16 protein-coding genes are annotated in these 20114 nt (G+C 49.6%); 13 read left to right on the top strand and 3 right to left on the bottom strand.

The genetic code is table 11. From position 1 onward, the window contains the following. Positions 1-8: 8 nt before the first annotated feature. On the top strand, positions 9-1433 hold the full coding sequence (gene brxL / locus N5910_RS04500; RefSeq protein ID WP_191216536.1) for a BREX system Lon protease-like protein BrxL: 1425 nt from the start codon (positions 9-11) through the stop codon (positions 1431-1433). A gap of 491 nt (positions 1434-1924) precedes the next feature. Here the strand turns inward: brxL and N5910_RS04495 are convergent, their stop codons facing one another. Then, on the bottom strand, positions 1925-2431 hold the full coding sequence (locus tag N5910_RS04495; RefSeq protein WP_238337996.1) for a thermonuclease family protein: 507 nt from the start codon (positions 2429-2431) through the stop codon (positions 1925-1927). Positions 2432-2656: 225 nt separating this feature from the next. Between N5910_RS04495 and N5910_RS04490 the strand changes: the two genes are divergently transcribed. The 9 genes from N5910_RS04490 to N5910_RS04450 all read left to right on the top strand — a co-directional run bounded on the left by N5910_RS04490 (position 2657) and on the right by N5910_RS04450 (position 14325). Continuing rightward, positions 2657-5131, top strand: a complete 2475-nt coding sequence (locus N5910_RS04490; RefSeq protein WP_261599852.1) for a DEAD/DEAH box helicase — start codon at positions 2657-2659, stop codon at positions 5129-5131. Between the two features lie 120 nt (positions 5132-5251). Next, positions 5252-6052: a ribonuclease H-like domain-containing protein gene (locus N5910_RS04485; RefSeq protein WP_261599851.1), complete on the top strand. Its 801-nt coding sequence runs from the start codon at positions 5252-5254 to the stop codon at positions 6050-6052. A 25-nt stretch (positions 6053-6077) separates the two neighbouring features. Beyond that, positions 6078-6227 carry a ribonuclease H-like domain-containing protein gene (locus N5910_RS04480; protein WP_261599850.1) on the top strand — a complete coding sequence of 50 codons (150 nt, stop codon included), beginning with the start codon at positions 6078-6080 and terminating at the stop codon, positions 6225-6227. Between the two features lie 30 nt (positions 6228-6257). Further along, complete coding sequence (locus N5910_RS04475; protein ID WP_261599849.1) at positions 6258-6572, top strand: hypothetical protein; 315 nt, start codon at positions 6258-6260, stop codon at positions 6570-6572. Next, the gene (locus N5910_RS04470; RefSeq protein WP_261599848.1) at positions 6569-6886 is read left to right on the top strand and encodes a hypothetical protein; all 318 of its coding nucleotides are present in this window, start codon (positions 6569-6571) and stop codon (positions 6884-6886) included. The genes N5910_RS04475 and N5910_RS04470 overlap by 4 nt, the downstream gene beginning before the upstream one ends. Positions 6887-6994: 108 nt before the next feature. Continuing rightward, positions 6995-11785 carry a DUF3320 domain-containing protein gene (locus N5910_RS04465; protein WP_261599881.1) on the top strand — a complete coding sequence of 1597 codons (4791 nt, stop codon included), beginning with the start codon at positions 6995-6997 and terminating at the stop codon, positions 11783-11785. A gap of 4 nt (positions 11786-11789) precedes the next feature. Then, positions 11790-13748, top strand: coding sequence for a histidine kinase dimerization/phosphoacceptor domain -containing protein (locus tag N5910_RS04460; protein ID WP_261599847.1), 1959 nt, complete (start codon positions 11790-11792; stop codon positions 13746-13748). A gap of 20 nt (positions 13749-13768) precedes the next feature. Beyond that, positions 13769-14053 carry a hypothetical protein gene (locus tag N5910_RS04455; RefSeq protein WP_074358914.1) on the top strand — a complete coding sequence of 95 codons (285 nt, stop codon included), beginning with the start codon at positions 13769-13771 and terminating at the stop codon, positions 14051-14053. Then, on the top strand, positions 14050-14325 hold the full coding sequence (locus N5910_RS04450; RefSeq protein WP_074358913.1) for a hypothetical protein: 276 nt from the start codon (positions 14050-14052) through the stop codon (positions 14323-14325). Before N5910_RS04455 ends, N5910_RS04450 begins: the two co-directional genes overlap by 4 nt. Before the next feature lie 38 nt (positions 14326-14363). On the opposite strand, the gene N5910_RS04445 is transcribed toward N5910_RS04450, so the two are convergent. After that, positions 14364-15062 carry a hypothetical protein gene (locus N5910_RS04445; RefSeq protein WP_074358912.1) on the bottom strand — a complete coding sequence of 233 codons (699 nt, stop codon included), beginning with the start codon at positions 15060-15062 and terminating at the stop codon, positions 14364-14366. 142 nt (positions 15063-15204) lie between these two features. Between N5910_RS04445 and N5910_RS04440 the strand changes: the two genes are divergently transcribed. Further along, positions 15205-15474 carry an ATP cone domain-containing protein gene (locus N5910_RS04440; RefSeq protein WP_074358911.1) on the top strand — a complete coding sequence of 90 codons (270 nt, stop codon included), beginning with the start codon at positions 15205-15207 and terminating at the stop codon, positions 15472-15474. A 20-nt stretch (positions 15475-15494) separates the two neighbouring features. Here the strand turns inward: N5910_RS04440 and N5910_RS04435 are convergent, their stop codons facing one another. Beyond that, complete coding sequence (locus N5910_RS04435; RefSeq protein WP_261599846.1) at positions 15495-18134, bottom strand: cation-translocating P-type ATPase; 2640 nt, start codon at positions 18132-18134, stop codon at positions 15495-15497. A gap of 233 nt (positions 18135-18367) precedes the next feature. Here N5910_RS04435 and N5910_RS04430 point away from each other — a divergent pair, with 233 nt between their 5' ends. Together N5910_RS04430 and N5910_RS04425 are read left to right on the top strand one after the other, a co-directional pair. Then, the gene (locus N5910_RS04430) at positions 18368-19243 is read left to right on the top strand and encodes a substrate-binding domain-containing protein (protein WP_074358910.1); all 876 of its coding nucleotides are present in this window, start codon (positions 18368-18370) and stop codon (positions 19241-19243) included. A 145-nt stretch (positions 19244-19388) separates the two neighbouring features. Next, positions 19389-20075, top strand: a complete 687-nt coding sequence (locus N5910_RS04425; RefSeq protein WP_191216530.1) for an ABC transporter permease — start codon at positions 19389-19391, stop codon at positions 20073-20075. Positions 20076-20114: the final 39 nt, after the last annotated feature.

Raw genomic sequence — 20114 nt, 5'->3', positions numbered from 1 at the left:
TGAAAAGTATGGAACTTTTAGACTACAAAATAAAGGAAGAATTTCCAGTGGAGTCCGTTCTAAAGAAACCAGAGATGTATGGTATATTTACAGGGTATAATTTACCCTCCTTTGTCAAGGACTGGTTGATCCAAATGAATACCACAACTGAAGGAAAACTTGATGAACACAGTTTAAAGTTCTTTTTGGATCAGCATATAGCTCAAAAAAATAAGAACATAAAGGGCACTTTAATTAATGATCTTAGATCCCTAAAACTGCTGGCCAGAATTATAATAGAACCAGATATAAAAAGCGGTATTTTAAAATTCGCAATCCCTGATCTTGGCATCGGTTCAAATGAAGGAGTGGTTCCCAACTATATCGCTGAAAAGTATCCTGAATTAAAGGGTGGTGAAATTTGGGGGGTAGTCAAACTTTCATATAATCCGCCCGATAATGGAAAAAATGGATTTATAGAAATTGCAGATTACAGATCATTTAAACCGTATTCTGTTGACTTGGATTACTTTAAAGAAAAAAGAGGAAAGTTTACCATTGAAGAATGGATCGATCTGTTAATTAGATCAATGGAGTATAATCCTAAAGGTTTTGAAAGTTTAACCCAAAAGATGCTGTTTATTGCAAGGCTATTGGTTTTTGTTGAGCCGAACCTTAATATGTTTGAATTGGCTCCAAAGGGGACTGGTAAATCATATGTTTTTAACAATCTAAGCAAGTATGGATGGGTTATAAGCGGAGGTATTGTAAGCCGGGCGAAACTTTTGTATGACATATCCCGGAAAACACCAGGTTTACTCACTCTTTATGATTTTGTTGCCATGGATGAAGTCGAGACAATTAAATTTACGGACGAAAGTGAACTACGAGGAGCTTTAAAAAATTATTTAGAATCAGGAACATTTTCAGTTGCTAATTACAAAGGTGAATCATCTTCTGGCCTAATAGTTCTTGGAAACATTCCACTAACAGAAGAAAAAACACCTATCTCTAAAAAGTATTTCACTAATTTACATAGGTTCTTCAATGATCCCGCCCTTTTAGATAGATTCCATGGGTTTATTGAAGGATGGAAGCTTCCAAGGATGAGGGAGGACCTTATTATAAAGGGTTACGCATTAAACGTTGAATATTTCTCTGAAATTTTACATGAACTAAGAATGGAGTCTCAATTTAGGAATGTCGTAGAAAAAATGTTATATATACCAAAGGATGCAGATACAAGAGATAAAAAGGCCATAATTAAACTAGCAACAGCCTACCTTAAACTCATTTTTCCGCATGTATCAGGCCCCGAAGATATCGAAAACCAAGAATTCAAAACTTTCTGCCTTGAACCAGCAATCAAGATGAGGAGCATCATAAAAAAACAAATATCATATATAGATCCAGAATTCTCCGAGGAGGTCCCTGATATCAGAGTAAAAGAATGATTAAAATCATCTTTGACTAATATAAGAGCTAATATATATGCAGAGTCAAATCAGAAAATTAGTTTGAGGATTGTCGGATGACCATTGGCACCCCTGTGTGAACCAATAAAGATCATGTTCTGCGCTGAAGATTCTTAAAAAGATGAGGATAGTATACTGTTGGTGTATATGCCGGTGCACCGTAGATAGAGAGGGAAATAGCACCCCACCCTGGAATGTCCTGTTGGGTCTTCTATGAGAGAGGCTGATCCTCATACATGAATACCTTCATTGATCTCTATAACTGGATAACAAGTCATGAACATTTAATCTGAGATTGCAATGTAAAACCAAACCTCGAGTCATAACTGGACGGAGCCTCCTGAATGGGGAGTCCCCCTCTGGACTGATTAAATTCTGGAAAAGGGTGCGGGTTCAGCAGTCAGCAGCCTTTAACTGATGGTTGACTGTGAAGCCCTTATTAAGCAGAGGGTCCTCTTTTAATTAACTCTTCATGTCCACTCATACGGGTTGAACTCTGATGGCGGTATGTACATGACCTCGGCGTATCCCCTTCTCAGGAGTTCCCTGTTGAGGTTCACTCCATCCACGTAGACCACCGCAAGGACCCTGCCATACTTATCATGTCTCCTGGCATCATCGATGTCCAGCTGGACGGTTCTGCCAAGGCAACTTGATTTTACAAAGTCCTTCGCTTCCCTGTATCCTGACTGCCCCCTCTCCGGAGTGTTAACACCCACGAATCGTATCCTGCCAACACCCTCAACATCGATGGTGTCACCGTCAACCACATGGTAGCAGTAACCTGATGCATCATACTTAACCCCTGATGTATCTGTTGAGTTGTCAGTGGAGTTGATGCTGGAGCTTTGGTTGTCAGGGACGTTCTCAATGGAGGGTGTGTCATTGCCGGTCCCCGTGTAATCGAATTCTGATTCATCAGAGACGCATCCGGCAACCATCACAGCAAGGAGGACCACTAGAATGTACCTTTTCAAATATACCACCCCTTAATTATGATTTCCAGGAGGGATTTATGATCCGCTCCTGAGACTTTAAAGTGTATCATCGGTGTCCATGGACTCCGCCGATGATTGAATCTGTTTTACGCGCCCCTCATGTACCATTAAACCCCCTAAGTATTATTCTGATAAAACTCACAGATAAACCATGCGGCCGGACACCTGAAAAGCATTATATAATACTAAAATCAGAGTTTACTCATGGTTAAAGAGGTCCTTGAGAGGTTCACAAAGTACTGGCGGTTCAGGGACGCCATAGAACATGTTGAGACAATCCCTGCGAGGGAGGCGGAATACTCTGACGTCGATGACCTCCCTGAGAACATCATGGAGTATCTTAAGGGGAATGGTATAAGGCTCTACAGGCACCAGAGGGAGACCCTTGAGGCTGCAAGGAGGGGTGAAAACGTCCTCATAACAACACCCACAGCCTCAGGAAAGACCCTTGCATTCAACCTCCCCATCCTCGAAGCCCTCAGCCAGGATCCTGGGGCAACAGCCCTCTACATTTACCCTGCGAAGGCCCTCTCAAGAGACCAGCTGAAGGTCCTTAAGGGACTTGAATCGGAACTTGGACTCACACTCAACCCTGCAGCCTATGATGGTGACACCCCGAGGGAGAGGAGGCCCTGGATAAGGAGCAACTCCAGGATGGTGATAACAAATCCCCACCAGCTCCACAGGATACTCCCATGGCACCACCAGTGGAGGGGATTCTACAGGAACCTCAGATATGTGGTGGTGGATGAGGCCCACCAGTACCGGGGGGTCTTCGGATCCAACGTGGCCTTCCTCATGAGGAGGCTCAGGAGGATCTGCAGATACTATGGCTCCAGTCCGGTGTTCATACTTGCAAGCGCAACCCTCGCAAACCCTGAGGAGTTCGCCCGTAAACTCACAGGACTGGACTTCCATGTGGTGTCAGGGGACAGTTCACCATCAGGTCCCAAGCACTTTGTATTCTACAACCCCTACCTTAAGAGGGGTGAACCATCAGCTCACCTTGAAACCAGCAACATACTCACCTTCCTCGTCCTGAGGAACATTCAGACCCTCTGCTTCACGGTCTCAAGGAAGATGGCGGAGCTTATAACACGCTGGACCCGCCAGCAGCTTGACAGTGAGAACCGTAAACTTGTGGAGAGGGTCACATCCTACAGGGCAGGTTACCGTCCGGAGGAGCGAAGAAAGATAGAAAGGGACTTCAAGAATGGCGACCTCCTTGGTGTTACAGCAACAAACGCCCTTGAGATGGGGATAGATATAGGATCCCTTGATGCCGTCATCATATCGGGTTTTCCAGGGACACTTATATCCACCTGGCAGCAGGCCGGTAGGGCTGGGAGGAACATGAATGACTCCATGGTTGTCCTGGTGGCCTTCGAGAACCCCCTTGACCAGTACCTTATGAAGAACCCCTCCTTCCTATTTGAGAGGCCCCATGAGAACGCCATAATAGACCTTGAGAACCGGTTCATACTGAGGAACCAGACCGCCTGCGCAGCCTCCGAGCTCCCCCTCACCCTCAGGGACTTCTCAGACTATGATTTCAGTGTCAGGGTCGCTGGGGACATGATGGAAGAGGGGGAACTTGAGGTATCCTATGATGGCCTCGGCTGCAGCGGTGACCCCCACTTCAGGCACGGCCTCAATGATGCCTCATCGGATACCTTCACGGTTATAGCGGATGGACGGGTGCTTGAGACCCTCAGCAGGTCCCAGGCCTACCGTGAGGCCCATGAGGGGGCTGTGCTCCTGAACCATGGTAACAGTTACATCGTTGAGGACTTTGACCTTGAGGGGCGGAGGATAACGGTGAGAAGGAAGGATGTTGATTACCATACGGCTGTGCTCAAGGAAACAGAGCTAAGGGTTATAGGGGTGCTGAGGAGGAGGATGCTGAATGATCTCCAGCTTAACTTCGGCGAGGTTGAGGTCACGGAGCACTACACAGGCTACCGTCTCATCAGCTACAGCAGGGTCATGGGGAGGAGGGAACTGGACCTTCCGCCCTTGAGGTTCAGGACCAGGGCCCTCTGGTTCACTGTACCATCCTCCCTCAGGAGTGAAGTTGAGGTCTTATTTAATGAGGATGACGCCTTTGAGGGGGGCCTTCATGGTGCGGAGCATGCTATCATAGCACTCTTCCCGCTCCATGTCCTCTGTGATCGGATGGATATAGGTGGGCTTTCGACCCCTGAGCACCCTGACACAGGAGCCCCCACCATATTCATATATGACGGGTTTGAGGGGGGTATTGGGCTCTCAGAGAAGGCCATGTCGGTCTTCGAGGACCTCCTTGCTTCAACCCTGGGGCATGTATCCGGGTGCGGGTGCCGTGACGGATGTCCCTCCTGCATCTATTCACCAAAGTGTGGTAATGATAATTCACCGCTCCATAAGGGGGCTACTGTCAGGATACTGGAGCACCTGAGGTCCCTTGCGGGGGGTCCCGTGGAGGATGCTGAAGCAGAGCATGGGGAGGACCCCTTCCAGGAGGTTGCAAGGCTGTACACTGAGGGAATGTTCTCTGATGCCAAACTGAGGCTCCATGAAATCCTTGAGGAGAAGCCCGGTGACCCGGGGGCCTGTTACCTGATGGGGGCCATCCTGAGGGAGCAGGGGGAGGCTGAGATGGCCGAATACTTCCATGAGAGGATAAGGAGGGCTACATGATACGGATACTCATGATGTGTTTATGGTCTTCAGGGGGTGCCGATGATCCGGTACTCTGCACAGGGTTTTTTGTGGGCGCTGGTATTATGTCAGGGGGTGCTGCTGATCTGGCACTGTCTAATGGATGAACTGATAATGGAGTACAGTGGCATAGCCCCTGAGGAGGCCCTTGCTGGCTCCCTGGTTGACTGCGGTGACTACACAGCACTGGAGATAACAGAGGAGGTGGAGATTGAGTTCAGGAGGGTCAGCCCCCCTGATGACCTCATGGGGGACCTTGAACTTGTAAGGGGGGTTGGAGGAAAGAGGGCATCTAAACTGAGAAGTGAAGGTTACCGGACCCTTGAGGACCTCCGCTCCCACCCGGTCTACGGCGTCGATGCTGTCAGGGTCCATGATCTCCTCCTTGAAGGTGATCTCCGGGGCCTCAGGGACCACCTTAATCTCCCATCATACCATCCCTACATTCTGAGGTGCCTGAACCTCATGGATGAGAGGAGGCTTGTGTTCCTTGACATTGAAACACTCGGCCTTTCAGATGAACCTGTTATACTCCTTGGGATGGGGTGGATTGATGGGGGGTCCATGGTGGTTAAGCAGAGGCTTGCTGTTTCCCCTGAGGATGAACCTGGAGTATTTGAACTCCTTGATTCGGTCAGGGATGATGATGTCCTTGTAACCTTCAATGGGGCGAGTTTTGACATTCCCTACATCCATAGAAGGCTGAGGATTCATGGACTTAACAGGAACCTTGACAATATTAACGTTGACCTTTACCATGTCTCCAGGCGCAGGTGGGGGGCTCTGCTGCCGGACTGCAGACTCTGCACGGTGGAAAAGCACGTCCTCGGGGTGGATCGGGACCTTGATGTTCCCGGAGCCATTGTCCCAGAGTACTATTCAGCCTACCTTTCAACCTGAATGGGTCGGTGAATGGGCTGAGACAATGGACATCCCAGAGTACTATTCAGCCTACCTTTCAACCGGGAATCCTGGTCCCCTGGTACCTGTTGTTGAGCATAATAGGGAGGATATAGTGAGCCTTGCAGGCATACTCTCAGCCCTTAACCTCCAGCTCACCTCAAAGGATAAATAAGGTCATGAACATAATAATCGTGGTGTTTTTATGGACATCCTCGTGGCTTTGAACAGGATAGCTGGACTCGTGATGGGGGTCCTACTAATCTATGCTTGCCTCCGTATACTGGATGAACTCAGGGAGGGGGAGATGGCAATGTCAATGATATTCCTCAGGAGCCGGTCATCGGTCCTCGTATTCGTCTTCTTCTTCATTGCATCCGTCTTCACAGTCCTTGTGGGTCTATCATTCATAACAGGGCAGAAGGAATCTGTTGTTGAATCATTCCTTAACCTGAACGCCTTCTTCCTTCTGGCAGGGCTTATGCTTCTCTCATCGGTTATGGGGGTGCCCGGGAGATGATGTGGCTGAAATGGCTGATACTTGTCCCCCCTTTAATGGTGTTCTACTTCTCACTGAGGACGCTCATGAACATCCTCAGGTTCCGTGAGGCTTCCCTTGGACTCTTTCTGTCTAAATTGAAGGATAGCACCAGTATGATAAGGCTCCTGGCATTTTCGATGCTCCTTTTCAGCATCACAAGGATCATGGATATCATTGACATGGTGATTGACCTTCCAATGAACGACACCATAATCGCAGCGGTTATATGGTCGGTGAGCATAATCCTTGCCATCATATTCCACAGGATGTCCAGGATAACCTCACCAGATTGAGGTGCAGGGTATGGTGAAAGGATATAAGTCTGGGGGTATAGATTAGAAGCACGTAAGTTTATTATAGTTAAAGGGTGGATCAAAGTTTTTTAAGAGGGAGAATTGAAGATGGAGTCCCCGGCAAAGGAGATAATTGAAAGAGAATTTGAGCGTTTAAGGGAGAAACTCCTTGACCTCACAATGAGGAATCAGCTCCTGAATTTCAGGCCAAGGTCAAGGACAATTGAGGTTGTAAACCACGACCCATCCCACATCTACGGTTACCTTGTCCTGAACGAGAGGAAGATGAAATTCGCTCCAAGGCCCGAGGCGCCTGAGGACTGTGGTGAGGAGGAACTCTGGGAGTACCCCTCCAGTGAGGAAGATGCAGATGGCATCCCCCAGGAGGAGGGGCACCAGGCACATCATCAACCCGATGATAACGTACTCCAGACGGACCTAACAGGCTCTGAACTCCAGAGGAGGCTCTTCTACATTAACCAGAGGGCCAGGACCATGATACAGGAGCAGGGCTACAACATCCTCTACCTTGCCCTGGGGTTCCTTGAGTGGAGGACCCCTGATGAACCAGACATCAGGAAGGCCCCCCTCATCCTCGTACCGGTGCTCCTTGAGAGGAGGAGGGCCGGTTCCACCTTCACCGTGAAATGGGATGGCAGTGAGATCATAACAAACATGTCTCTCCAGGCCAGGCTGAGGGAGGAGGGTGTGGAGCTACCTGAATTCCGAATGCCATCTGACATTGAGGGCGTTAAGGGGTACCTTGAGGATGTTGAGTCCTCGGTGGAATCCATGGAGGGCTGGTGTGTGACGGATGATGTCCAGCTTGGTTTCTTCTCCTTCACAAAGTTCCTCATGTACATGGACCTTGACCCTTCATCCTATTCCAACTGGGATGAGATCATAGAGAGGCCCCTCCTGAGGTCACTCTTCTCCCTTGAGATAGACCGTGACGAGAACGAGGTTAATATCGATGAGATACCCTACAGGGACCTCTACCATGTTGTTGATGCGGATTCATCCCAGATAGCGGTTATAGAGGATGTTAAGGCAGGTAAGAACCTTGTTGTTGAGGGACCCCCGGGGACCGGTAAGTCCCAGACCATTGTGAACCTGATAGCGGAGCTCATGGCAGCCGGTAAGACCGTCCTCTTTGTCAGTGAGAAGATGGCTGCCCTTGAGGTTGTGAAGAGCCGGCTTGACAGCATCGGCCTTGGGAGGTTCTGCCTTGAACTCCACTCCCATAAGGCCCGGAAGAAGGATGTTCTGAATGAACTTGAGAGCACCCTCATGGATGCCGAGGCAGAGAGGGTGGAGGCTGAGAGGGAGTTCAGGAGGATAGAGAAGCTGAGGGATGAGCTGAATGAGTACAGGAGGGCCCTGCATGAACCCCTCTACGGTATAGGCCTATCCCCCTTCCAGCTCTTCGGGATGAAGGAGAAGGCCGAGAGGCACTTTGATGAGCTCCCCTTCGTAAGGATACCCTCACCCGAGACCATAACCCCAGATGAATGGGATGAGGCACTCATAGAACTCCAGAACCTTGCAAAGCTTGCAGAACTCCTACCACCACTCCCCGAGAACCCCTGGTCCGGGACTGATCCCGGTATGATACTCCCCTCTGATGTGAGGGAACTTGAAATCCTCTTTGACTCGGTGGTGAGGACCGTTGATGAACTCCTGGGGGCCCTGGATGTCTTCCAGGAGAAGTATGGCTTTAAAAGGGTGAGGACTTCAGGGGAGCTCAGGATACTTGAGGAGATAGCATCCGTTGTCGCTGATTCAAGACCCTTTGATCTGGAGGTCCTCAGGACAGAGCTCTGGGACCGTTACAGGGCGGATGCCTTCACGCTCCTTGATAAGCTTGAGGACTACACCCGGAAGAGGGCTGTGCTTGATGGATTCCATGAATCGGTCCATGAGGCGGACATCGAATCCCTCCTCAGGGAGTACCTCAATGAGTCATCAAGCCGTATAAAATTCCTCAGCGGAAGGTACAGGAAGGTTAAGAATCAGATAGACGCCCTTTACATAGGGAAGGCCCCTGAAAATGATTATGAGATCATCGAGGACCTTGAAACCCTTATAGATGTCCTGAAGCTCAGGGAGGAACTTGAACGTTACGGTGAAGTTGCTGAGAAGTTCTTCGGGTCCATGTGGCAGCCAGAAAACCCCCGGATAGATGATTTAAGGGCCACCGCAGAATGGATCGTGAGGTTCAGGGACCTCCACTCAGAGGGCCTTATAACCGAAAGGACCCTTGAGGCCATATCAGAGGGCATAGAGCGGGATGAACTCCTGGGTGAGCTTGAGGAGATCAGGGGCATCCATGAAAGGCTCCAAGAGAAGCTTGAAAGACTCCAGTCAGCCATAAACACCCACGCCCATGTCATATTCAACATGGACCCTGATGATGTCCCCTTCACCCGCTGGAAGACCATAATAGGGGAGTGGGAGGATAAGATCAGCATACTCCCCCTCTGGTCCCAGTACCTTGAGAAGAAGAGGCTCTGCATGAAGACCAGGGGCGCTGCATTCATACCCCTCATTGAATCGGGTATAATAGGCCTTGAGGACATCAGGCCGGCAATGGAGGGCAACCTTGCAGACGCCCTCCTTGAGAAGGCCTTCAGGGAGATACCCGTCCTCTACACCTTCATCGGAGACCTCCATGAGGCCAGGATAAGGGAGTTCAGGGAGCTTGACTCCAGGATCATTGAACTGAACAGGAAGAGGCTCATTTATAAACTCACCAGGTCCATGCCAGGAGTCTTTGGGGGGGCCGCCCCTGATTCAGAGGAGAGCATCCTGAGCGGTGAATTCACACGTAAAAGGGGGCACATGCCCCTCAGGAAACTCCTTAAAAGGGCGGGGGGTGTTATAAAGAGGATAAAGCCGTGCTTCATGATGAGCCCCCTTTCCATTGCCCAGTACCTTGACCCCAGGAGCAGCGAACTCCAGTTTGACGTGGTCATATTCGATGAGGCCTCACAGGTCAAACCAGAGGACGCCCTCGGCGCATTTCTGAGGGCCAGGACGGCCGTTGTTATGGGTGATACGAATCAGCTCCCCCCAACAAGTTTTTTTGACCAGATGGTGTCCTCTGAGGAGGACTCTGAGGACGTGGCAAGCGCGGCTGATATTGAGAGCATACTGCACCTCTGCAAGAGGAGTTTCCCTGTGAGGATGCTCATGTGGCACTACAGGAGTCGCCACGAGTCCCTTATAGCGGTCTCGAACCAGGAGTTCTATGATAACAGGCTCCTGGCGTATCCATCACCTGCAAGGGATGATGAGGAACTGGGACTGCACCTCAGGTACCTCCCTGAAACGGTCTATGAGAGGGGCAGGACCTCATCCAATCCCATGGAGGCCAGTGCCGTTGTCGATGCCATAGAGGAGCATTTCATGAGGTACGGTAACACCAGGAGCCTTGGTGTGGGCACCTTCTCGGTTGCCCAGATGAACGCCATCCTCGAGGCCCTTGAGGCCCGCCTGAGGGAGAACCCTGAACTTGAAAGGATAATAAACGGGGAGATGGAGGAACCCTTCTTCATAAAGAACCTTGAGACGATACAGGGTGATGAGAGGGACGTTATATTCATAAGTATAGGTTACGGTTTCGATGAGAACGGACGCATATCCCTCAACTTCGGGCCACTGAACCAGGATGGTGGTGAGCGTAGGCTCAACGTCCTTATAACAAGGGCTCGTGAGAAGTGCGTTGTCTTCACCAACTTCCGTTCATCCGACCTTAAAACAGGCCCAGGAACACCCTTCGGTGTGAGGGCCCTTAAGAGGTTCCTGAGGTACGCCGAGACAAGGGTCCTTGAATCCGATGAATCATACGCTGATGCCCAGGGACTCTTCGAGGACTCAGTGTATGAATTCCTCACAGAGGAGGGCCTTGAGGTTGACAGGGGCGTTGGATGCGCAGGGTTCAGGGTTGACTTTGCCATCAGGGATCCTGATGATGATGGGAGATACATTGCAGGCATACTCACTGATGGTGAGATGTACAGCAGGTCCAGTGTTGCAAGGGACCGTGACAGGCTCAGGGAGGAGATACTCCGCAACCTTGGCTGGAACATAGTCCACCTCTGGTCATCGGACTGGTACCGGAACCCTGAGGAGACCCGTCGCAAACTCAGGGGGACCATTGAGGAGATCATCACCGTGGAGCGGAAGGCCAGGACCCCTGATGATCAGGATTTAATCCAGGAAGAGGCTCATGAAGATGAAGCACGGGAGGAAACCATGGACATGGAAGCCGAAGGTGGTGTGGTTCAGAATGATGAGTCTGATCATGAGGGCTCCGTGAGTCAGGACGACCCTGAGGCAGGTGCCGTGAGGCCCTCCATGGATGATGGTGTAACAGGCTACATGGAATACACTACAGATAAACTCAGGGAACCCGATGACCTCTACAGGAGCTCAACACCTGCCATCTCATCCATTGTGAGTGAGATAGTGGCCATGGAGGCCCCTGTACATGTTGAGGAGGTTATAAGGAGGATAAGGGAGTCATGCGGTCTCAGAAGGGCTGGAAGGAGGGTGAGGAGTATAATAGGATCCGCCATCGAGATGGCTGAGAACAACGGGAACATCAAGAGGGAGGGTGACTTCCTCTTCCTCAGGGAGTCAACCCCCATCACCGTGAGGAAGAGGACCGGGAGGATTGATATTAACCTCATATCCCCTGCTGAGATCGAGGAAGCTGTTAAAATGGCCCTTAAATCACCATTAACGGTGGATGAGCTGACCGTCAGGGTTGCGAGGATGTTCGGGTTCAGGAACACCAGCAGGAAGACCTCTGCAGGTATAAGGAGGGTCATCGATGATATGCTCGCCCGCGGAGACCTTGTAATGGAGGGTGACACGGTGAGGAAGGGGGGATGAACAGATGAACCCCTACGCCATACTCTCACTGGTTGCATCCGTCCTCGCATTCTACACCGCAACCTTCATCTACTACCGCAACCCAAAAAGCAGGCTCAACCTCCTTGTATCGGGCCTCGGCGTTGCGGTCTCCCTCATGGCCTTCACCGAGTTCATGTACCGCATAGTGGAGACCGCTTCAGGTGCCTATCCATGGCTTAAACTGAGCCTCCTCTGGCCGGTTATACCTGCTCTGCTACTGCACATTTCACTGTTCTACTCCGGGAGGCTGAGGCGCTGGATGACCCCGCTGATATACTTACCGGCAGTCATCCTCATACTCATCGGCCTGGGGACCGATCTTCTAATAGCCGGAGCCGTCCACACCTACTATGGGTGGACCTATTCCCTCCCTGAGAACCCCACAGTCTTCCTTGTATTCTCCATCTGGACGGTGATGGTCACCCTGATAGCTGCCGGCAACGCCCTCAGGGAATATGTAAGAACGGAGGGTCCTGAGAGGAGGGAGGCCCTCTACCTCTTCTGCGGTCTTTTCATACCCCTAATAATAAGTTTCTCAACGGATTTCATTGTAAGGGAACTCATGGCCATACCCTTCCCTGAGCTCACACAGACCATGCTCACCGTGGGGCTAATCTTCATTTCATACGGCATCTGGAAGTACGACTTCCCCCTCCTCACACCGGCACTTGCAGCCGACAGGATAATGGCCACGGTCCCATCATTCCTGATGATAACAGACCTTCAGGGGAGGATAACCGCTGCAAGCAGGAGCGTCCAGGATAAGCTCCGCTACGGTGAAGATGAACTGATGGGAAGACCCGCCCAGGAGCTCTTCAGCCCCTCTGACAGGGAAATGATGACTGAGGTTATGGAGGCTGTTGACTCTGCAGAGTTTGAATCAACCGTAAAATCTGCAGATGGCCGGGAACTTGAGGTTATAGTGACCATTTCACCCATAATGGGGCGTATGGGTGAGGCCATGGGCTTCGTGGTCAGCGCTGCAGATATAAGCCTCCAGAAGAAGGCGACTGCGAGGCTCATTGAAAGCGAACTCAGGTTCAGGGGGGTTGTTGACAGGATCTCCGATGGCATCGCACTCACAGATGAATCCGGCACTGTAATCTACTGGAACAGGGCCCTTGAGGGTATAACATCCATAAGGAGGGATGACTCCCTTGGAAGAAATATCCATGATCTGTGCAGGGGCCTGGTGGAGGAAACCGGTGATGGGGAGTTCCTTTTAGGTGATCGAGTTATCTCGGTTTCAGGTTTTGATGTCAGGGCATCTGAAATCCTCCGCTGCCTCCTTGTTAGGGATGTTACCGAGTCCCGGAGCTATGAGGAGTCCCTCAGGAGGTCACTGAGGGAGAAGGAGACGCTCTTAAGGGAGATCCATCACAGGGTTAAGAACAACCTCCAGATAATATCAAGCCTCCTGAACCTTCAGAAGGGGGCCCTGAGGGATGAGGAGGATGTCAGGTTATTTGAGGAGAGCCAGAACCGTATAAGGTCCATGGCAATGATACATGAGAGCCTCTACCAGTCAGAGACCCTCTCTGAGATAAACCTCCGGGAGTACCTCCCAAGGCTTGCAGTCTCCCTCATATCAAGTTACGGTGCCTCGGGTGTAAGATCAGAGGTTGAAACGGATGATCTGAGGCTTGATATTGAAAAGGCCCTTCCACTGGCCCTTATAATGAATGAACTTATAACGAATTCCCTTAAGTACGCCTTCCCTGATGGCAGAGGACTTATAAGGATCAGGATACATAGTGATAACGGGGAATGTGTCCTTGAGTACTCGGATGACGGGGTCGGGCTTCCTGAGGACTATGACCCTGAAACATCAGATTCCCTTGGCATGACCCTTGTAAGGAGCCTTGGAGGGCAGCTTGATGCTGAATTCGAGGTTGACGGGAAGGACGGCTTCCGCTTCAGGATGAGATTTCCCTGTACCTGAACGCATAGAGGTGTATTTTCATGGTGATGTATGGAGAGGAATTCCAGATTGCACAGGCAATATCAACCATAATAACAGGTATCAGCCTTATATACATGGTGACAGCTGTTCTGAAGGATGGAAGGTGGCTTAAGATAACCCTTGCGGTCGCGGCCCTCTTCATATCCAGTCTGGCAGGGGTTATGAGGGAATTCTTTTTATTTGATACATTCAGGACCGTAGAGTGGGTCTTCATAGTTATTTCGGGTTTCTTCTTCCTCTATGCAACCATATCATCAAACAGGAGACTGGAGGCAGAGTTATGATAATTCTTAAGGTGATTGCACTGGTATTTTTCACCCTGGCAGCGGTATTCTCCATTAAAAACTATCTGCTTACAAGGTACGCCTCAGGTGTCTGGGGACTTGTTTCAATGGCACTTGTAACTGGGGTTATACTGGTCTCTGTGAGGCTTGTGAATGAGTTTTTCCTGACAGACTCCCTTGAGGTTGTTAAGATCTGCCTTCTGCCGGTCATGATGGCCTTCATACTCGCGGCTTCCTTTGAGCTTAAGAGGGACATTCTAAGACCCCTCTGACTTTATTCTTGAGCCTTAGGTTATCTAAGTAATTGTCTTTATTCCTCTTTGTTAAGGCCCTCCAGTTCTGCTATTTCAGTTACAAGGTCCAGGCAGTAATTCTTCTTCTCGGCCCTTCTTATTATGAGCACCCCTGCAAGGGCGCCGAATACCCCCCCGGCGAGGTCCGTGATCAGATCGAATATTGTATCATCAAGGGGTGACATGGTGGGGGAGCCCTGGGTGGGGCCTGTTGGCATGAAGTGCTCTATGTACTGGTATAGGAGGTTGTCGTAGGTGTATTCGATGATCTCAAGGAGGGCCCCCAGTCCAAGGGTCACGAAGACTATGAGGAACACCATTATGGGGAGGCTTGTCTTGATCTTCCCGTAGACATACGCGGTGTACATGAACATCACCCCGATGAGTCCGAGTATGAAGGGGACCGTGAAGTGCATGAACTTGTCATAGTAGTGTATTCTCCCGTAGAACCCGAAGGTGTTCCCCAGTATGTACTCAAGGGTTACAACGGTGAGAAAGAGTATCTCAATCTCCACTGGGATTATGTTCATCCTCATGGGGTGCCTGAGGGCCGGGAGGTATATGATGGCAACTGCAATGAGTGTCATGATACCGAAGACCTTTATTCCCCTGACCCCGAATATGACTATTATTAAACCCATGATTACAAGGCTTATGCGCATGAGGGTGAGGAGTTTCTGCTTCCACCCGCTCTTCGTATCAGGACACGTTTTCATGACTCCAACCTCTCAGGAAGAGGATCATCTCATTATATCCTTTTATCAATGTAACCTTTCAATAAATCAGGTTTTAATGTTTTCATAGTATCAAAAAAGATTTATTCCCCCAAGGATATAACTTTAGTGGGAGGGTGAGAAAATGAAGGTTATAAAGCGCAGGGGTTTTACTGAGGCCTTCGACCCTTCAAAGATCAGGGCCTCACTTGAGCGGGCCACGGTGGATGCAGGTTACACCGTGGATGAGAAGAAGGAGATCATTGATAAGGTCTTAAGGACTGTTACAGAGAAGATTGACCGGGAAGAAGAAATAAGGACAGACACCATAAGGATGTGTCTCCTCACGGAACTTGATAAGTGTGAACCCTACATTGCAAAGTCCTGGAGGAGGTATGAGAAGAAGTATAAGTAGATGTAGGGGTATTTCCAGATTTAACCCTTCAATCTCCTCCTGATTAATTTTTCAATCTCTATCATGATTAATCCAGTTAATGAGAAGGGTATCACGACACCCCACCACTCAGGGGGGAAGGGTCGGGTCCTGAATATGAATTCAAGCTGCGGCACATAGATTATGAGCATCATCATGAGGAGTGTTGTGCCGATGCCATAGAGGATCCACTTATTTGAGAGGGGATTCATTTTAAGCACTGAGTTTTCAACTGACCTTGCTGTTAGAAGGTAGAATACATGGACCATTATAACGGTGGCGAAGGTTACTGTTCGTGCCTGGGTAACTGTGAGGCTCTGCTCTGCAATGTAGAACACTGAAAGACCTGAAAATGCCATGGCCATCGAGACGATACCAACCTTTCTTATGAAGGTGCTGTTAATTATTTTCTCATCAGGGTCTCTAGGGGGCCTTTCAAGGACATCAGCATCACCAGGTTCAGTTATAAGGGGCATGGCAAGAAATATACCATCAAAGAGGTTTATCCAGAGTATCTGGAGTGGGAGGAGTGGCAGGAACCTGAATACAGGGATTAAGGCTGCCATGAAGAATGATGAGAGTATTATGAGTCCCTGGCCTCCGCTTGTGGGGAGCACATAATATATTATCCTCTGTATCCTCTCATACACAGCCCTCCCCTCACTTACCGAGGCCACTATCGTTGCAAAGTTATCATCTGTCAGTATGATGTCTGATGCCTCCTTTGCAACGTCGGTTCCGCTGCCCATGGCAACCCCGACATCCGCCATCTTCAGGGCGGGGGCGTCATTCACACCGTCACCTGTCATTGCAACTATATTCCCGAGGCCCTGGAGTGCAGCTGTTATCCTGTACTTGTCCTCGGGTGAAACCCTGGCGTAGAGATTGTATTCCCTGACGGCCTCCATGAGCTCCTTATCATCCATGGATGAGATCTCACTCCCGGTAAGGGCTCCTTTGGCTGGGATGCCGAGCTTTTCTGCTATGGTCTCGGCGGTTCTTGCATGGTCCCCTGTGATCATTATGGTCCTTATACCGGCACTCTCACACTTTTTGATGGCCTCCATGGCTTCTGGCCTTGGGGGGTCCATCATACCCTGGAAGCCAAGGAAGATCAGGTCCCTGAGGTCACCGTCATCAACTGTCCCATCTGAGTGTTCCCTTGTTGCGAAGGCAAGGACGCGGAGGCCCCTGGAGGTGAGGATGTGAAGTTCTTTTCTGAGCCTCTCCCTGTCTATCTCCATGGGTTCGTCCCTGAGTTCATGGCTGCACATCTCAATTATCCTCTCAGGGGAGCCCTTAACGTAGATCATTCCATCGGCTGTGAGGATCGCCATGTACTTCTTCCTTGAGTCGAAGGGTATCTCATCCATCCTCTCAGCCCTCCTGACAATCCCTCCTTTATAGGCTGATATGATCAGCGCCTTCTCGGTGGGGTCTCCCTGGAGCCTGCCATCGGTCATTGAGGCGTTGTTGCAGTTTAATCCACATTCAAGGGTCATCCTGAGGGGTCCGGGCAGCCCTGAACCCGTGTTTTTTATTTCACCCTCTCTTTCATAACCGGTCCCTTCAACTTCATAGAATTCTCCGCCGGCATAGATGCACTTAACGGTCATCTCATTCTTTGTCAGGGTGCCTGTTTTATCCGAGCATATGACGGTGACGCTTCCAAGGGTCTCCACCGATGGAAGGTTCCTTACTATTGCATTCTTCCCCGCCATCTTTGCAACACCAAAGGCGAGGGTGATGGTTATTATCGCCGGCAGACCCTCGGGTATTGCCGCAACGGCCAGGGAGGTGGATGCCAGGAAGGAGAATATGATGTCATATCCGAATATCAGGGCACCGATAAAGTTAATGAGTGCAATGGATATTATAGCGAGGGCTATGGAGCGTGAAAATTCATCAATCTTCCTGATGAGGGGGGTCTTCACACCTTCACCCTTCACCGTCTTTGATATCTTACCTATCTCTGTCTCTGCCCCGGTTGAAACCACCACTCCTGTCCCGTTGCCCTCTGTTACGAGAGTGCCGCTGAAGAGGGTGTTCCTGAATTCACCCTTACTGATGGCTTCCTCTGAGAGTTTAATGGGAGTCTTCTCCACAGGTACCGATTCCCCTGTAAGCGTTGATTCATCCACGAAGATGTTCTTTGCTTGTATAACCCTTATGTCTGCGGGTACACGGTCACCCATTTCCATCTTAACCATATCCCCCGGGACCAGGAGCGAAGATGGTACCTGTAACTGTTTACCGTCCCTTATGACGGTTGTTTCTGTTTTAACGAGTTTCTGGAGTGCTTCCATGGCTTCATTGGCTTTCCCTTCCTGGATGAAACCTATGAGGGAGTTTATAATCACCACTCCCACTATAACAGCGGTGTCCACCCATTCACCGATGAGGAGGGTGAAGACCGAGATTACAAGCAGTATGTAGACAAGGAGGCTTCTGAACTGCTTCAGGAACCTCAGAATCGGGTTTTCCCTTTTAAGTTCCACTTCATTGTACCCGTACCTTTCAAGCCTTGCACGTGCTTCAGCTTCACTGAGCCCTCTTTTTGAGGTCTCAAGTGACTTCAGAACATCTTTAATTTCCATCTTTGAGAATTCGAACCATTCCGGCAATGTAACTCCCCTGCCCATTTTATGAGGATTTTTAATTTTTTTCAGTGGTTAATCTAGTTATTATTATTTGGAGGAGCTGATAATTATATTTTTTTTAATTGTTTAAGCGGTGTATGTAATTATTATTATCTGAGGGGGTCTATAATCCGATTTTTCAGGGCTCCTCAGACATCTATGATTATTAAGGCACCGATAGCCTTTTATAGGACAATCGAGTTATAGTATTTTACATATCGTTGAGGTGTTAAAGTATGGAAAGAAAATACATGGGGATAATAATACTGGCTGTAATCCTTGCAGCAGCCACATACTACTTACTCGGCACCGATGGAAAAGAAGTGCTGAGGATATCAACAACAACGAGCCTTGAAGACACAGGCCTCCTTGAGGAGGTTGAAGCAGCCTTTGAAGAGAAGTACCCCGACATCGATGTGCAGATAGTATCAGGTGGAACAGGGATAGCACTTGAAAGGGGTAAGAAGGGTGACGCAGACCTCCTCATAGTCCATGATAAAAAAAGAGAGGAGGAGTTCATAGCTGACGGCTACGGGATCAAAAGGTATCCATTCGCCTACAACTACTTCTACATCATCGGACCCCGCGATGACCCGGCAGGCGTAAATGGAAGCAGCAGCGCCACAGAAGCCTTCAGCAAGATACTTAAAGCAGCAGAAAAGGACCCCCAGCATGTTAAATTCGTATCAAGGGGTGATAATTCAGGGACCAACACGAGGGAGATAAAGATCTGGAAGAACATAACAGACTACAACTCAACGGTAAGGGGCTCAGACTGGTACATTGAAAGCGGAAGCGGCATGGGGGACACCCTCAGGCTTGCAGACCAGAAGGGAGCATACACAATCTCAGATTCAGGGACATACCTCGCTTACAGAAGCAACATAACACTGGTTCCCTACATCACCAGCGGCTCAGAACTCCTTAACGTCTACTCAGCAATAGCAGTAAACCCTGAGAAGGTCCGTGGAGTGAATAGAGACGCTGCAGAGAAATTCATAGAATTCCTGCTGAGTGACGAGTGCCAGAAGCTCATATCAGAGTACGGTAAGAAACAGTACGGGACCCCCCTATTCATGACCCTACCCGGAGGCAGGGACCCGGCAGAATAATCTGATTTTCTACTCCCAGAAAGAGGGTCCCTGAAAACCTTTCTTTCTGTAAGAATCACGCGACCCATCCCATCATTTCTTATACCCATTATTATAATATTAACCCTATACACTCAATGAAACCATCCAGTGGCGGCTGATGATCATGAACGAAATAATCCATGGAATAGGAGAGGCGGCTCGCCTTATAATCATCATGGACCCTGAACTCATGGATATAACGGTAAGGACCCTCATGATAGCGATCTCATCAACCATCCTCGCATCACTCATAGCCATCCCCCTCGCACTCCTCATTGACTTCAAGCCCTTCAGGGGTAGAGGCACACTGATAAATATCATACAGACCCTCTACAGCATGCCAACGGTACTTGTGGGACTACTGGTATTCATGCTCATATCAAGGTCCGGGCCCCTGGGATCCCTCAACCTCCTCTTCACACCCCAGGGGATGATACTGGGGCAGACGGTCCTTATACTCCCTATAGTCACGGGTTCCAGTATAACAGCCCTCAGGAGTGTTGGACCAAGGGTAAGGGACCTTGCAAGGGCGCTCGGCGCTACAGAGTACCAGACCATGCTTAAGGTCATGGAGGAGGCAAGGTACGCCATAATGGCGGCCATAATACTCGGATTTGGAAGGGCCATATCCGAGGTGGGTGTTGCCATAATGCTGGGTGGGAACATAAGGGGGTATACAAGGGTTATAACAACCGCAATGTCCCTTGAGACCTCCAAGGGGAACCTTGAACTCTCAATAGCCCTCGGCATAATACTCCTCATCATATCACTGGCAGTTAACACCATCCTCCACCACTTCCAGGAGAAATAAATCATACTTTGAGGGATTCATAAAGTGAAATGTATATCC

The sequence above is a fragment of the Methanothermobacter wolfeii genome, from assembly GCF_025397995.1.
Lineage (GTDB): Archaea > Methanobacteriota > Methanobacteria > Methanobacteriales > Methanothermobacteraceae > Methanothermobacter > Methanothermobacter wolfei.
The sequence above is the reverse complement of the archived record's forward strand: the minus strand, read 5'-3'. Positions and strand labels throughout refer to the sequence as shown.